This window comes from Streptomyces sp. NPDC051064, assembly GCF_044455985.1.
In the GTDB taxonomy this organism is placed as follows: domain Bacteria; phylum Actinomycetota; class Actinomycetes; order Streptomycetales; family Streptomycetaceae; genus Streptomyces.
Map to the genome: position 1 here is coordinate 80,171 of NZ_JBITFK010000012.1, position 14,002 is coordinate 94,172.

Consider the following 14,002-nt stretch of genomic DNA (forward strand, 5'->3'; position numbering starts at 1 on the left):
CACGGCATATCGTGCCTGGCATGCATACGTATCCGACGCAGGCCGTGATCCTGGCGGGTGGTCAGGGCTCGCGGCTGCGCCCGTACACCGATGACCGCCCCAAGCCGATGGTCGAGATCCCGGGGACCGGGACCCCGATCATCGGCCATCAGCTGTCCTGGCTGGCCGCCGAGGGCGTCACGGACGCCGTGATCTCGTGCGGCCATCTTGCCGATGTGCTGCGGGAGTGGCTGGACTCGGCCGTTCTTCCGTTGCGTGTCACGACCGTCGTCGAGACCGAGCCCTTGGGCCGGGGCGGCGGTCTCAAGCATGCCGCGACGCGGCTGCCCGATCCGTCGGAGCCCTGGTACGCGACGAACGGCGACATCTGGACCCGCTTCTCGCTGCGGGAGATGGCCGCCTTCCACGCCGAGCGGGACGCCACCGCGACGCTCGCGCTCGCCCGTCCCCGGATCCCGTGGGGCGCCGTGGAGACCGACGCGTTCGGGCACATCACCGACTTCATCGAGTCGCCGCCGTCGCCGTATCTGATCAACGCGGGCGTGTACGTCTTCGCGCCGGCGTTCACCGCGATGCTCCCGGACCGCGGCGACCACGAGCGGACGACCTTCCCCCGGCTGGCCCGTGAGCGCCGGCTGGCCGGGTTCCCCCTGCCGCACGGGGCGTACTGGCGGGCGATCGACACCGCGAAGGACCTCACGGAGGCGGCGAAGGAGCTGGGCGCCCACGCGGGCGGCTGACCCTCCCCTGTACGTAGGCGAGGACGGTCACCGGGCTCCGGTGACCGTCCTCGTGGTGCGTGGTGCCCGCGTCAGCCGAGCAGCCCGCCGATCGGGTTCTGTCCGGCGCCGCCGGACGAGCCGCCGTCGGATCCGCCGGTGGAACCGCCGTCGTCCGAGCCGCCGGTGGTGCCGCCCGAGCCGTCGGAACCCGACGAGCTGGGGCCCGCGTCGCCGGTGGGGGGCTCCTGCGGGGCCGGCTCCTGCGGGGGCGCCTGGCCGGTGCCCTGGGTCTGGCTGGGCTGACCGGTGCTCGCCCCGGCCGTCGGGCCGGAGTCACGCCCGGAGCCGGAGCCCGGGGTGGACTCCTCGGCCGACGGGGTGCCGGGGGCGCTGGAGGGGGATGTCTCGGGGGTGCGGTTGTCCGGGGTCCTGGAGGGCTTGCCCTTCCTGTCCTTGGACTTCTCGGGGAGCGGGGAGCCGGGCAGCTGGTTGGTCGGGTAGCTGTCGGGGCCCGGCACGGTGACGACCTCGGTGGAGCGGACGGCGCCGCCGAGCATGGATCCGACCAGCAGGGTCAGGCCGACGACGACGGTGGCGACCGCGCTGCCGCGGCGCAGGACGCGGCGGCGGAGGTCCCAGATGCCGGAGCGCGGCCCGAGGATGCGCCAGGCCTCCCCGGCGAGGCGTCCGTCGAGGGAGTAGACGGGGGCGCCGGCGATGACCAGCGGGCTCCAGGCGGCCAGCAGGATGATGTCGGGGGTGTCGTAGGCGGCGGCGGTGCGCCAGCTGACCGTCACCAGGATGGCGGCGGAGAGCAGGGCGCCGAAGGCCGCTGCGACCCGCTGCCAGAGCCCGAGGATGGTGAGGACTCCGACGACGACCTGGAGGAAGGCGACGGAGAGTCCGGCGGCGACGGGGTGGCCGAGCGCGAAGTCACGCAGGGGTTCGGCGGCGGTCCAGGGGTGCAGCGAGGTCAGCCACTTGACCATGGAACCGCGGTCGCCGCCGTCGAAGTAGGCCGGGTCGCAGAGCTTGCCCATGCCGGCGTAGATGGCGAGGAAGCCGAGGATGACGCGCAGCGGGAGGAGCACGACCCCGAGGTTCATCCGGCGGCCGGGGTAGTAGGCGTGCCGGACGGTGTCGTTGGCGTGGCGCCGTTCCCCGGCCGAGGTGCCGCCCTGGCCCTCGGTGTCGGGGTCGTCGTCGTAGGTGATGTCGTACGCGTCGCGGGCCGGGGTGTCGACGGCGTCGTACGCTCCGACGGCCTGCCGCATGGGAGGCAGCAGCGGGCCGGTGCGGCCCCCGGGCTGGCGAGGGGGCCGGAGTACGGGGTTGGGCTGGGTCTCGTCGAGGCGCGGGATGACCTGCGTGCCGCCGCCCGCGTCGTCGTGGCCCGCGCCGAAGTCGCCTCCGGTGCGGGAGCCGAGACGGCCGGCGGTGGAGTTCCGTACGGCCTGCAGGAGTCCGGTCGCTCCGGGGTCACCCGGTTCGGACCTGCCGCTCCAGACGACGGGGGCCCGCCTGCGGCCGCCCGCGCCGCTCATGGCGGGGATCCTGGCCGGTCCGGCGGGGCCCACGGGGCGCAGACGGGTGCGCTGGCCCGGGGCGAGCTGCACCCGGAAGCTGGCGTGGCTGACGATGACCTGCGCGGGGTCGCTGTCCACCTTCGTCATGCTCAGGGCGGGTTGGTCGTCGAACCGAGGCGTTCTGGTGTCCACACTCATCTAACCGAGTGATGTGTGATTAGGACACTGCCTTGACGCGTCCGAAGTGTCCGAGACCCGTCAACAGTCCTCCGCGGTACGTGAGTCCGCGTACTCGCGTACGTCCCCGGGGCGGGGACGTACGTCCTCCAGCGGGCGTACCCCACCCGGCCGGGGCGCCCCCGCACGTCGTCGCCGGCCGCGGGGCCCCGGTCCCGTACGGCGGGGGTCACGCCCGGCGGCGTGCCACCTCGTAGAGCACGATGCCCGCGGCGACACCGGCGTTCAGGGATTCGGCGCCGCCCGGCATGGAGATCCGGACCCGGTAGTCGCAGGTCTCGCCGACGAGGCGGCCGAGGCCCTTGCCCTCGCTGCCGATGACGATGACGACGGGGCCGGCCAGGGCCTCCAGGTCCTCGACGGTGTGCTCGCCGTCGGCGGCGAGACCGACGACGGTGAGGCCGGCCTTCTGGTAGCCCTCCAGAGCGCGGGTCAGGTTGGTGACCCGGGAGACGGGCGTACGGGCCGCCGTACCCGCCGAGGACTTCCAGGCTCCGGCCGTCATGCCGGCCGCCCGGCGCTCGGGGACGACGACGCCGTGGCCGCCGAAGGCGGAGACGGAGCGGACGATCGCGCCGAGGTTGCGGGGGTCGGTGACGCCGTCGAGGGCGACGATCAGCGGGTCCTCGTTGTTGTCGTACGCGGCGGAGGTGAGGTCCTCCGGGTGTGCGTACTCGTACGGCGGGACCTGGAGGACGAGGCCCTGGTGGTTCAGGCCGTTCGTCATCCGGTCGAGCTCGGGGCGCGGGGCCTCCATGAGGTGGATGTTGCCGCGCTCACCGGCGAGCTGGAGTGCCTCGCGGACCCGCTCGTCGTTGTCGATGTACTGCTGGACGTAGAGGGTGGTCGCGGGCACTCCGTCGCGAAGCGCCTCGAAGACCGGGTTACGGCCGACCACCATCTCCGACGTGCCCTTGGCGCCGCCGCGGCGCGGGGCGGGGCGGCGGGCGGCGGCCTGCTTGGCCTGGGCGTTCGCCACCCTGTTCTTCTTGTGTCCCTTGCGGGCGGAGGCGGGCGGCGTCGGTCCCTTGCCTTCGAGACCACGGCGTCGGTTACCGCCGCTGCCGACCTGCATGCCCTTCTTGTTGGACGTGCGGCGGTTCCTGCGCTGGCTGTTCCCGGCCATGACCTACCTGTTTCGTTGCTTCAGAAAAACGTCGTCAAGTGAAAGTGTGCCGCCCGGACGGCCGGGCGGCACATTTGCGCTGCTCACGCATGGTGCGAAGGTCCGCTCAGCGCGGTCCGAGTGTCCACCGGGGTCCGCTGGGGCCGTCCTCGATGACGAGGCCGGACTGGTTGAGCTGGTCGCGGATGGCGTCGGCGGCGGGCCAGTCCTTGCGTGCCCGCGCGGACTGGCGCTGGTCGAGGACGAGGCGTACGAGCGTGTCGACGACGCCGTGGAGGTCCTCGCCGCGGTCGCTCTCGCCGGCCCAGTGGGGGTCGAGGGGGTCGAGTCCGAGGACGCCGAGCATCGCGCGGACCTCTGCGAGGCGGGCGACGGCGGCTTCCTTGTCGTCGGCGGCGAGGGCGGAATTGCCCTGCCGGACGGTGGTGTGGACGATCGCGAGTGCCTGCGGGACACCGAGGTCGTCGTCCATGGCCTCGGCGAACGCGGGCGGGACCTCGGCGGCGGCCTCGACGGGCCCGGCCTTCTCGACCACGCGCTGGACGAAGCCCTCGATCCGCGCGAACGCGGACTCGGCGTCGCGCAGCGACTCCTCGCTGTACTCGATCATGGAGCGGTAGTGCGGGGTTCCGAGGTAGTACCGCAGGACGATGGGCCGCCACTGCTTGACCATCTCGCTGACCAGCACGGAGTTGCCGAGGGACTTCGACATCTTCTCGCCGGCCAGGGTGACCCAGCCGTTGTGCACCCAGTACTTCGCGAACTCGTCGCCGAAGGCCTTGGCCTGGGCGATCTCGTTCTCGTGGTGCGGGAAGATCAGGTCCATGCCGCCGCCGTGGATGTCGAAGGCGCTGCCGAGGTACTTGTGCGCCATGGCGGAGCACTCCAGGTGCCACCCGGGCCGGCCGCGGCCCCAGGGCGTCTCCCAGCTGGGCTCGCCGGGCTTGGCGGCCTTCCACATGGCGAAGTCGCGCTTGTCCCGCTTGCCGGTCTCGTTGTCGCCGGAGGGCTGCCGCAGGTCGTCGAGGTCCTGGTTGGAGAGCTCGAGATATCCCTCGTACGAGCGGACGTCGAAGTAGACGTTGCCGTCGGCCTCGTAGGCGTGGCCGCGCTCGATGAGGCCGCGCATCATCTCGACCATCTCGGTGACGTGGCCGGTGGCCCGCGGCTCGTACGTGGGCGGGAGGCAGCCCAGGGCGTCGTAGCCGGCGTTGAACGCGCGCTCGTTCTCGTAGCCGATGGCCCACCAGGGGCGGCCCTGCTCGGCGGACTTCTTGATGATCTTGTCGTCGATGTCGGTGACATTCCGGATGAACGTCACGTCGTACCCGCGGTATTCGAACCAGCGGCGCATGATGTCGAAGTTCAGCCCGGACCTGATGTGCCCGATGTGCGGGGCGGCCTGGACAGTCGCGCCACAGAGGTAGATCGAGACACAGCCCGCTGTGAGCGGGACGAAGTCACGAATCTGCCGGGCGTTGGTGTCATGCAGGCGAATAGTCACCCCTCAAGGGTAGTGGGCCCGCACCCGTGCCCAGCGCCCCCTGTGGAAAACGTGTCACAACTAATCGGTGACGGTGGTGACGGGCTCCGGCGTGCGCCGCCCGGTGGGCAGGGTCAGGGAGAGCCCGGCGCCGGCGAGGGGGACGGCGGCGAGCACCGTCCAGAGGACCGGTCCTGGGGCGTCGAGGAGCGTTCCGGTGGCGGCGCTGCCCACGAGGACGGCGAGGCCCGACACGGAGGACAGGGCCCCGGTGGCGAGCCCGAGCCGCCGGTCGTCGACCAGGTCGGGTACGAGGCCCCGGGCGGCGGGGACCAGCAGCATCTGGCCGAGCGTGAGCAGGACGACGAGGACGGCCCCGGGGAGCAGTCCGGCGGGCCCGTCCGGCGCGAGGGGCACCGCGGCGAATCCGGCGGCGACGACGGCGAGCCCCGCGACGAGGGCGGTCCGGGGTGCGACGCGGTGGGCGGACCAGCGGGTCAGGGGCAGCTGGGCGGCGACGACGAGCAGGGAGGAGAGCGCGAAGAGTCCGCCGAGCGCGTTCTGGGAGCCGGTGGCCCGCTCCACCTCCACCGGCAGGGCGAGGTAGAGCTGGTTGTAGGAGACGAGATAGGTGCTGTGGGCGAGGCAGAGCACGAGGAAGGGCCGGTTGGCGAAGACCTGGCGGAGGGGGACGGAGTCCGTCGGGCCGGTGCGGACGCGGCGGGGCCGGCGGGGCATGAGGCGGGCGTGTCCGGCGAGTACGCCGACGAAGACGACGGCCCCGGCCAGGCACGCCGCCCGGAAGTCTCCTCCCAGGAGCAGCAGCAGGCTGCCGAGCAGGGGCCCGAGGAATGCTCCGGCCTGGCCGGCGGCGGAGAAGACGGCCAGCACCTGGGCGCGGGGCGTCCCTGTCCCGGTCTCGTGGGCGACGGCGGCCCTGGCGGTCTCGGATTCGACGGCGGGTGAGAAGAGGGCGGCGGCGAAGCCGATGAGGAGGACGGCGCCGATGACGGTGACGGTGGTGCCGGCCTGGGCGAGCCAGCAGAATCCGGCGATGCGCAGGACGCAGCCGGTGAGGACGACGGGCCGGGGGCCGTAGCGGTCGGTGAGGGCGCCTCCGACGACGAAGAGGCCCTGCTGGCTGAAGGTGCGCAGACCGAGCACGAGGCCGACGAGCCACCCGGCCATGCCGAGTCCGTCGCCCAGGTGTGCGGCGAGGTAGGGCAGGACCGCGTAGAAGCCGGTGTTGAAGGCGAACTGGGTGGCGGTCAGGAGCCGGAGGTAGGGCGTGAGCCCCCGGGCGGCGCCGGACCGGGTGCGCGTCGTGGAGGCCGTCATCCGAAGGGCCTGCCGCGTACGGCACGGGTGCGGGCCGTGGAGGTCGTCATCGGTGCCGCCTGCCGCGTACGGCCGCCGAGGTCAGCACCGCGAGCGCTCCGAGGGCGGCGAAGGCGGCGGCGGGGGCGAGGACGGCCCAGGGGGCGCGTTCGGCGTAGGGCATGTTCTCGGAGAGCATGCGGCCCCACTCCGGCGCGGGGGCCGGGGTGCCGAGGCCCAGGAAGCCGAGGGAGGCGAGTGCCAGGGCGATGGCGGGGATGCGCAGGACGGCGTGGCGTACGACGGGTGGCAGGACGCCCGGCAGGATGTGGCGGCGCAGCCGGTGCCACGGTCCGGCGCCGAGGGCGCGTGCCACGGTGACGTGCGGGGCGGCGCGTTCCTGGGCGTACAGCGCGGAGGTGTGGGCGGCGAGCGGTGCCCAGGCGACGGCGGCGACGGCGGCGGCCGCGCCCCAGGGGCCGGGGCCCGCGATCCCCGCGACGACGAGGCCGGCCAGGACCGCGGGCAGGGCGTTGGCCGTCTCGGTGAGGGCTCCGGCGCGGACCGCCCCGGCCAGCAGTCCCAGCAGGAGCGTGACGGCTCCGACGGCGATCGCGGTGAGCACGGTCCGGGCCGCCCCGTGGCCGAGGCGGGCGAGGACGTCGCGGCCCAGGGAGTCGGTGCCCAGCGGATGGGCGGCGGAGGGGGACGCGAGGCGGGCGGCGGTGTCGGCGTACAGGGGGTCGCGCAGCAGGCCCGTGAGGACGACGGCGACGAGGAGGGCTCCCAGGGCCGCCGCCCCGAAGGCCACGGTGCGGCGCGCGGGGAGGGGCGGTGCGACGAGCGGGGGGAGGGCGCCGTCGGCCCGTGCGGGGCCGAGCAGGGCCCTGGAGCCGAGCCGGGCCGCGAGCCCGGCCGCGACGCCCAGGAGGAGCAGGAGGAGCACGCAGGCCTGGAGGACGGGCAGGTCCTGGGCCAGGGCGGCGGCCAGGGCCGTACCGCCGAGGCCGGGGACGGCGTAGAGCGTCTCGACGGCGACCGCCCCGCCGGTGAGCCCGACGACGACGAGGCCGAGCTGGGGCAGCAGTGCGGGCAGGGTGCGGCGCAGGGCGTGGGCGGCGATCCGGCGGGCGGGCATCCCGTGCGCGGTGGCGGCGCGCGCCCAGGGTTCGGCGAACGCGGCGGGCAGCGCGTCGTCGAGCAGCCGCCCGAGGAGCGCGCCGGCGGGGACGCCCATGGCGAGGGCGGGCAGGACGAGCTGCTCGGGCCCGCCCCAGCCGAGGGCGGGGAACCAGCCCAGCTGTACGGCGAGGAGGGTGGCCAGGACCGCGGCGAGGAGGAACTCCGGCAGGGCGGCGAGCACGGCCGCGCCGACGCCCGCCCGGGTGGTGACGAGCCGGCGGCGGGCGCCCCGCCGGAGCGTTCCGGCGACGAGGGCGAGCGCCAGGAGTACGGCGACGGCGAGCGAGGCGCCCATGAGGGTGAGGGAGACGCCGAGCGCGGAGGTCACGTCGGGCCCGACCGGCTGTCCGGAGACCCAGGACTCCCCCAGGTCGCCGCGGAGCAGTCCGGACGCCCAGCCGCCGAGTACGTGCAGCGGGCCGCCGTCGAGGCCGGTCTCGGCGCGGATGGCGTCGAGCACGGCCGGTGTGGGCGGACGGTCCGCGTAGCGGGCGTGCAGGATGGTCAGCGCCGGATCGGTGCGGGTCAGCCTGGGCAGCAGACCGATGACGGCGAGGACGGCCAGGAGCGCGCCCAGCCGTCCGGCCAGGTACTTCACGCGGTCACCCGACGCGGGTGTCGGCGGTGATGAGGGTGCGTTCCATGGGGTCGAGGGCGACGCCTTCGACGCGGGCGTCGTCGTAGCCCTGGACGAAGCGCTCGTGGACGAGCGGTACGAGGGCGTCGGCGCCGAGGACGGCGGCCTCGGCGGTCATCTCGGCGGTGTGCCGGGCGTCCGTACCCGTCAGCGAGGCGGCCCTGCCGACGGCGGCGTCCACCCGCTCGTCGCACAGCTGGGAGATGTTGAAGCTGCCGTCGCAGGTGAAGTCGGAGGCCAGGTAGGAGACGGGGTCGGCGGTGTCCAGCAGGGTGTTGCGGGCCTGGATGAAGGCGTCGTACTTCCCGGCGAGCGCGTCGGCCTCCATCTGCGCGTAGTCGCGGACGACCTGCTTGACAGTGAACCCGCGCTTCTCCAGCTGCTGCTGGACGAGCGTCGCGACCTCGGGGAGCTCGGGCCGGTTGGTGTAGGTGGCGAGGACGATCTCCTTCGTCTTCGCCACCTCGGCGCGGCTCGCCGCCTGGGTCCGGCCGGTGGGCGTGGTGCGCTTCCCGGCGGCCCAGGGGATGCCGGGGCCGAGGAGCCCCTGTGCGGTGTCGGCGCGGCCCTCGTACACCCCGTCGACCAGGGCCTTGGAGTCGATGGCCTCGCGGGCGGCGGCGCGCATGGCCGGGTCGGCGAAGACACCGCGCTCGGTGTTGAGCGAGAGGCCGTTGGTCCGGGCGGACGGGAATGCGTGGACGTACGCGTCGCCGAGCAGGGACGCCTGCGCGAGCGGTACGTACTCGGCCACGTCGACGGTCTTCGTGCGCAGAGCGTTGGCGCGGGCGGTGCCGTCCGCGGCGAAGGTGACGTCGACGCCCGGGGCCTCGGCCTTGTCGCCCCAGTAGTCGGCGTTGCGTTCGAGAGTGGCGGCGACCGCACCCTTCACGTCGGTCAGGGTGAACGGGCCGGTGGCGTGCCCCGCGGGGTTCACCTTGCCGTTCTTGTAGGCGCCGGCGGAAAGGATCGTGAGGGACGGGTTGGCGAGTCGCTGCGGAAGCAGCGGGTCGGCCTCACCGGTGACGATCCGTACGGTGTCCTTGCCCGCGGCGGTGGCCTTCAGCGTGGTGTCGGAGAGGACCCGGGGCAGCGGGGACGCCTTGCTCGCGGCGGTGAGGGACCGGGCGACCGCGTCGGCGTCGACCTTCGCGCCGTCCTGGAAGACGGCGTCGCGGAGGGTGAACGTCCAGGTGGTGGGGTTGTCCCGCTTCCATGACGTGGCCAGGGCGGGCTTCGCGGCGCCGTTCCTGTCCAGGGTGGTGAGGCCCTCGATGACGGCGAGCCGGCTGAGGGTGACCGCGTCGTCCCCGTACGGGGACATCGCCTGGGCGGGCGGGAACGCCATGACGACCCGGAGTCGCTGTGTGTCGCCGGACGCTCCGGAGCCGCTCGACGTGGAACAGGCGGCGAGCGGGAGCAGCAGGGCGGCGGCGATGACCGGCAGCGGGAAGCGGCGGCTTCGGGACGTAGGCATGACGGAGACCCTATGTGAAAACGATTGTCATCTGATATTCGGGGTGGCCGTCCGGACCGCCCCCGCGGGCCCCTGGAGTGCGGGCATCGGCAGCTCGAAATGGATGATGCCCTGCCCGCCACCCGGCAGCGCGCGCTCGTCACAGACCTCATGGGCGAGCGACCGCCAGAACGGCTCGGCGCCCGGCACGGCCGGGTCGGTGTGCAGATAGAGCGAGGTGTAGCCGCCCGCCCGGGCGGCGAAGGCCCCGAGCTCCCGCACCAGCCTGCGGGCCAGGCCGTGCCTGCGGTGGCCGGGGCGTACGTAGATCCGGCACAGCTGCGCCGTCGCCCCGGAGGGGAAGCGGTCCGCGACCCACTGCGGATTGGGCGGCGCCTGCGGCCCCCGGTCCCGTACCGCCCCGGTCGCCACGACCTCGTCGCCGCGCACGACGACCAGGAGGGTGCAGCGTTCGGGGCGCAGGTAGGCGCCCTCGAGATCGATGATGTCGGCGTGCCAGCGGGGCACGTAGCCCGAGCGCAGGTCGTGGTAGACGGTGTCCAGCATGACGGCCCGGGCGCCGCCCACGTCCTGGGCGGTGGCGGTCCGCAGGACGTATCCGTCCGCTCCGGCCGGCGCTTCCGGCACCCTTGTCGCCCCGGCGGTCGCGCTCACCACTGACGCTCACCCTCGCTCTCGGCCGTACGGCACATCACTTGCCGCACCAGCGTACGTGCAAGCGATGTGCAACAAGGCGGGCGGGGGTGCGGGTCCGGGTCGGCGGGACCGCGCGTCAGGCCGCGCGGTAGACCAGGGCGGTCGCGATGCCCGCGATGCCCTCGCCGCGGCCGGTGAAGCCGAGGCCGTCGGAGGTCGCGGCCGAGAGCGAGACGGGGGCGCCGACCGCGTCGGAGAGCACCTTCTGTGCCTCGTCGCGCCGCTTCCCGATCTTCGGCCGGAGACCGACGACCTGCACGGCGACGTTGCCGATGGCGAAGCCCTCGGCGCGGACGATCCGGGCGGCCTCGGTGAGCAGGGTGACACCGGAGGCGCCCGACCACTCCGGGCGGCCGGTCCCGAAGTGCTGCCCCAGGTCGCCGAGTCCGGCGGCCGAGAACAGGGCGTTGCAGGCGGCGTGCGCCACCACGTCGGCGTCGGAGTGGCCGGCGAGGCCGGGACCCTCCCCTTCCCACAGCAGGCCCGCGCACCAGAGTTCGCGGCCCTCCTCGAAGGCGTGGATGTCGGTCCCGATACCGACGCGCGGGATCAGGGGAGCCGGCTGCATCGTTGCCTCAGAATCCATCGTTCGCCCTCCGGCGTGCGAGAACGGCCTCCGCCAGGACCAGGTCCAGGGGGCGGGTCACCTTGAACGCTTCCTCGTGCCCGGGTACGACGACGACCGGCGAGCCCAGCCGCTCGACCATGCCCGCGTCGTCGGTCGCGCCCTCACCGTCGACGGCCACGCTCGCGTGCGCCTCGACGAGCGTGGACCGGTCGAAGCCCTGGGGCGTCTGCACGGCCCGCAGCCGCGCCCGTACGGGGGTCGAGAGGACCGGCTCCGGCACACCCGGCTCCCCCGGCTCGACCTCCTTGACGGTGTCGGCGAGGGGAAGCGCGGGAACGACGGCCGGAGCCCCTTCCCGCACGGCCTCGATGACGGCGTCCACGGTGTCGACCGGCACGAGGGGCCGGGCCGCGTCATGGACGAGGACGACGGAGACGTCGTCCGGCAGGGCGTCGAGGCCGAGCTTCACCGACTCCTGGCGTGTCGCACCGCCGGGGACGACGACGTAGTCGGTGCGCTCGGGCAGCGCGTGCCCGTCGATGAGGTTCTTGACGTCGGGCGCCCCGTCCGGGGGCGCGACCACGACGACGAGGCTGACGGCCCGGGAGGCGGCCATGGCCCGTACGGCGTGGATCAGCATGGGGGTGCCGCCGAGCGCGCGCAGCGCCTTCGGGGCGCCGGGGCCGAGCCGGACTCCACGGCCCGCCGCGGGGATCACGGCCGCGGTACGGGAAGGGCTCGGTTCAGCGGGCATCGGTGACATCGGTGACATCGGTTGCACTCCGAAGCTTCGGCAGGTTTGTTTCCACGGCCGACATGGGTATGGCCTGGGCGTGCCCCGACCGTAGGCCGGGGGACGAGCCGGGCGCGACGCCTCGACCTGACCGGGACCCCTTCCGTGACCCCCGGTCGGACGAGCCGCAGCAGGCCCGGTGGAGGTTGCCGAAGGGCCGGCAGCGGGTGCGTCGGCAGCTTTCCGGACGGATCTTCTTCTCGGGTCCGAACATGGCGCTCGGAACATGCCGCGCGGGGCCGAACATGCCGCAGCGCCCGACGACTGCCGTGAAAACGGCTGGTCAGCGGGCACCGCTGCATACTTCCTCGACACCGGGTCCGGCTGGTCGGCGTCATCCGATCACCGGCGAAGTCCGGTTACCGGTGTCCGGTCACCTTGGTCACCGGCGTCGTCCGGTTCAGGACGCGAGGACCTCGTCGAGCAGGGCCTCGGCCTTGTCCTCGTTCGTGTTCTCCGCGAGAGCGAGCTCGCTCACCAGAATCTGGCGGGCCTTGGCAAGCATGCGCTTCTCACCTGCGGAGAGTCCACGCTCGCGCTCGCGACGCCACAGGTCACGCACCACTTCGGCGACCTTGATGACATCGCCCGAGGCGAGCTTCTCGAGATTTGCCTTGTAGCGTCGGGACCAGTTCGTCGGCTCTTCGGCGTACGGCGCGCGCAGCACCTCGAAGACCCGGTCCAGCCCCTCCTGCCCGACTACGTCACGCACACCGACGAACTCCGCATTGTCCGCCGGTACACGAACCGTCAAGTCGCCCTGGGCGACCTTGAGCACCAAGTAGGTCTTGTCCACGCCTTTGATCTGGCGAGTTTCGATAGCCTCGATCAGCGCGGCCCCGTGATGGGGATAGACCACGGTGTCGCCAACCTTGAACGTCATGTGACAGGTACCCCTTCCGTGGCTATCCAGAGTAACACGAGAACGGCTTCTCCTGAATGGTGTTTTCGCAGGTCAGGGCATATCTCAGGGCTTGACAACTGAGACACGAACGTGCTGCGGGAGCCTTCCGGAAGGCGATATTCGCAGGTCGGAGCGGGCATACGACCGAGCCGAAACACGCGCGTCACAGATGCCGGAAGCCCTCAAGAAGGTGCCGAACGTCCCGTTTTGCCGGATTCCGGAAGGTGAACTTTCCGTACTCCGTTCGGCCCTCGATCACCCGTACGGCTCTAAGTGTCCGTGGTCATTGAAATTGATCAACGACCTGGGACCGGGTGGATTATGCGCGGGAAATGCGCCACCGCCGGAAATCGATCATCGGCACATCAACGCGCCGCTCGCCGCGTTTTGTGAACACCCTGCGAATCGTCATGCCCGGGGAGACGGCCGGGGGATGTCGGAACCAACGGCCGGCGGCACCGGTCCACAGCTCGGGTGTCCCCAGGGGCGGGTCGGGTGCGGGCCCAGGACGGCGGCTCGGTAACCTGAGCCCGCTGACACACACTTAGGGCGGCTTTACGGCCGCTCGGGCCTTCCTGTCCGCAGAGTCCGAAGTCCGCAGTCCGAACGTTCAAGGAGTTGCCGCCGCCGTGAGCCGCAGCCTTCGACACGGCGCCTTCGCCGCCACTGCCCTCGTGTTCTCGATCGCCGCGCTGTCCGCGTGCAGTGCCGGCAACGACGCGCAGACGCTTCAGGTCAGGCCGGACAACGCAGCCACCGCTGTCGACTCCATCAAGATCCAGAACCTGAACATCATCACCCAGCCCGAGCCGGACGCCGAGGGCCCCGCCGTCATCGCCGGCACCCTCTTCAACGACGGCCCGAAGCGTGAGGTCGTGGAGACGATCGCCCTGCCGGGCACCAACGCGACGGTGGCGCTGAAGCCCGCCAAGGGCAAGGGACCGCTCGTGGTCCCGGCCGGCGGACGGCTCATCATCGGCGGGAAGAACAACGCCTCGGCCGTGATCGAGAACGGCCGCCAGGCAGGGGCGAACGGCAGCGTGCAGAACGTCGCCTTCACGTTCAGCGAGACCGGCGAGGTCTCGCTCGGCGCCGCCATCGTCCCGGCGACCAGCTTCTTCGAGGGCTTCGGCCCGAGCGCACTGCCGTCGGCGAAGCCCACCCCCTCGGACTCCGCGTCCGGGACGCCTGGTGCGCCCGAGACGCCCGGCGAGCAGTCCGGGAGCCCCTCGGGCGAGGCGACCGACACGGCCCCGCCGGCCGACGGCGCAGCCGCCGAGCACTGATCGCACGCGTGGGGGGTGTCTCCGCCGGAGACACCCCCCACGTAGCCC

12 protein-coding genes are annotated in these 14,002 nt (G+C 72.8%); 2 read left to right on the forward strand and 10 right to left on the reverse strand.

Annotated features, from left to right (window positions below):
- Window positions 1-20: 20 nt before the first annotated feature.
- A complete protein-coding gene (locus ACIBCU_RS34225) occupies window positions 21-740 on the forward strand; it encodes a nucleotidyltransferase family protein (protein ID WP_362941795.1) in 720 nt (239 codons plus the stop codon).
- 71 nt (window positions 741-811) lie between these two features.
- Here ACIBCU_RS34225 and ACIBCU_RS34230 read toward each other — a convergent pair whose 3' ends face one another.
- The 10 genes from ACIBCU_RS34230 to ACIBCU_RS34275 form a co-directional block, all read right to left on the reverse strand.
- Window positions 812-2,446: a DoxX family membrane protein gene (locus tag ACIBCU_RS34230; protein ID WP_362941792.1), complete on the reverse strand. Its 1,635-nt coding sequence runs from the start codon at window positions 2,444-2,446 to the stop codon at window positions 812-814.
- Window positions 2,447-2,654: 208 nt separating this feature from the next.
- Entirely contained in the window at window positions 2,655-3,611 is a 957-nt protein-coding gene (gene rlmB, locus ACIBCU_RS34235; protein ID WP_124274019.1) for a 23S rRNA (guanosine(2251)-2'-O)-methyltransferase RlmB, read from the reverse strand.
- Between the two features lie 106 nt (window positions 3,612-3,717).
- Window positions 3,718-5,115 (reverse strand): cysteine--tRNA ligase, encoded by a 1,398-nt coding sequence (gene cysS, locus ACIBCU_RS34240; RefSeq protein ID WP_362941788.1) that lies wholly within the window; start codon window positions 5,113-5,115, stop codon window positions 3,718-3,720.
- 60 nt (window positions 5,116-5,175) lie between these two features.
- Window positions 5,176-6,432, reverse strand: a complete 1,257-nt coding sequence (locus ACIBCU_RS34245) for an MFS transporter (protein WP_399236258.1) — start codon at window positions 6,430-6,432, stop codon at window positions 5,176-5,178.
- A gap of 46 nt (window positions 6,433-6,478) precedes the next feature.
- The gene (locus ACIBCU_RS34250; protein WP_399236260.1) at window positions 6,479-8,191 is read right to left on the reverse strand and encodes an ABC transporter permease subunit; all 1,713 of its coding nucleotides are present in this window, start codon (window positions 8,189-8,191) and stop codon (window positions 6,479-6,481) included.
- A gap of 4 nt (window positions 8,192-8,195) precedes the next feature.
- A complete protein-coding gene (locus ACIBCU_RS34255) occupies window positions 8,196-9,707 on the reverse strand; it encodes an ABC transporter substrate-binding protein (RefSeq protein ID WP_399236262.1) in 1,512 nt (503 codons plus the stop codon).
- Window positions 9,708-9,734: 27 nt separating this feature from the next.
- On the reverse strand, window positions 9,735-10,364 hold the full coding sequence (locus ACIBCU_RS34260) for a GNAT family N-acetyltransferase (protein ID WP_399236265.1): 630 nt from the start codon (window positions 10,362-10,364) through the stop codon (window positions 9,735-9,737).
- 115 nt (window positions 10,365-10,479) lie between these two features.
- Window positions 10,480-10,989: a 2-C-methyl-D-erythritol 2,4-cyclodiphosphate synthase gene (ispF, locus tag ACIBCU_RS34265; RefSeq protein ID WP_362943493.1), complete on the reverse strand. Its 510-nt coding sequence runs from the start codon at window positions 10,987-10,989 to the stop codon at window positions 10,480-10,482.
- Window positions 10,979-11,743 carry a 2-C-methyl-D-erythritol 4-phosphate cytidylyltransferase gene (ispD, locus tag ACIBCU_RS34270; protein ID WP_399236267.1) on the reverse strand — a complete coding sequence of 255 codons (765 nt, stop codon included), beginning with the start codon at window positions 11,741-11,743 and terminating at the stop codon, window positions 10,979-10,981. The genes ispF and ispD overlap by 11 nt, the downstream gene beginning before the upstream one ends.
- Before the next feature lie 421 nt (window positions 11,744-12,164).
- The gene (locus tag ACIBCU_RS34275; RefSeq protein ID WP_006380568.1) at window positions 12,165-12,647 is read right to left on the reverse strand and encodes a CarD family transcriptional regulator; all 483 of its coding nucleotides are present in this window, start codon (window positions 12,645-12,647) and stop codon (window positions 12,165-12,167) included.
- Between the two features lie 650 nt (window positions 12,648-13,297).
- Between ACIBCU_RS34275 and ACIBCU_RS34280 the strand changes: the two genes are divergently transcribed.
- Window positions 13,298-13,954 (forward strand): DUF461 domain-containing protein, encoded by a 657-nt coding sequence (locus ACIBCU_RS34280; RefSeq protein ID WP_362943487.1) that lies wholly within the window; start codon window positions 13,298-13,300, stop codon window positions 13,952-13,954.
- Window positions 13,955-14,002: the final 48 nt, after the last annotated feature.

What these genes read in the sequence shown, in the direction of transcription:
- ACIBCU_RS34225 (WP_362941795.1), top strand. Translation starts at nt 21, where the DNA reads ATGCATACGTATCCGACGCAGGCCGTGATCCTGGCGGGTGGTCAGGGC.
- ACIBCU_RS34230 (WP_362941792.1), bottom strand. Translation starts at nt 2,446, where the DNA reads ATGAGTGTGGACACCAGAACGCCTCGGTTCGACGACCAACCCGCCCTG.
- rlmB (WP_124274019.1), bottom strand. Translation starts at nt 3,611, where the DNA reads ATGGCCGGGAACAGCCAGCGCAGGAACCGCCGCACGTCCAACAAGAAG.
- ACIBCU_RS34245 (WP_399236258.1), bottom strand. Translation starts at nt 6,432, where the DNA reads ATGACGGCCTCCACGACGCGCACCCGGTCCGGCGCCGCCCGGGGGCTC.
- ACIBCU_RS34255 (WP_399236262.1), bottom strand. Translation starts at nt 9,707, where the DNA reads ATGCCTACGTCCCGAAGCCGCCGCTTCCCGCTGCCGGTCATCGCCGCC.
- ispF (WP_362943493.1), bottom strand. Translation starts at nt 10,989, where the DNA reads ATGGATTCTGAGGCAACGATGCAGCCGGCTCCCCTGATCCCGCGCGTC.
- ispD (WP_399236267.1), bottom strand. Translation starts at nt 11,743, where the DNA reads ATGTCACCGATGTCACCGATGCCCGCTGAACCGAGCCCTTCCCGTACC.
- ACIBCU_RS34275 (WP_006380568.1), bottom strand. Translation starts at nt 12,647, where the DNA reads ATGACGTTCAAGGTTGGCGACACCGTGGTCTATCCCCATCACGGGGCC.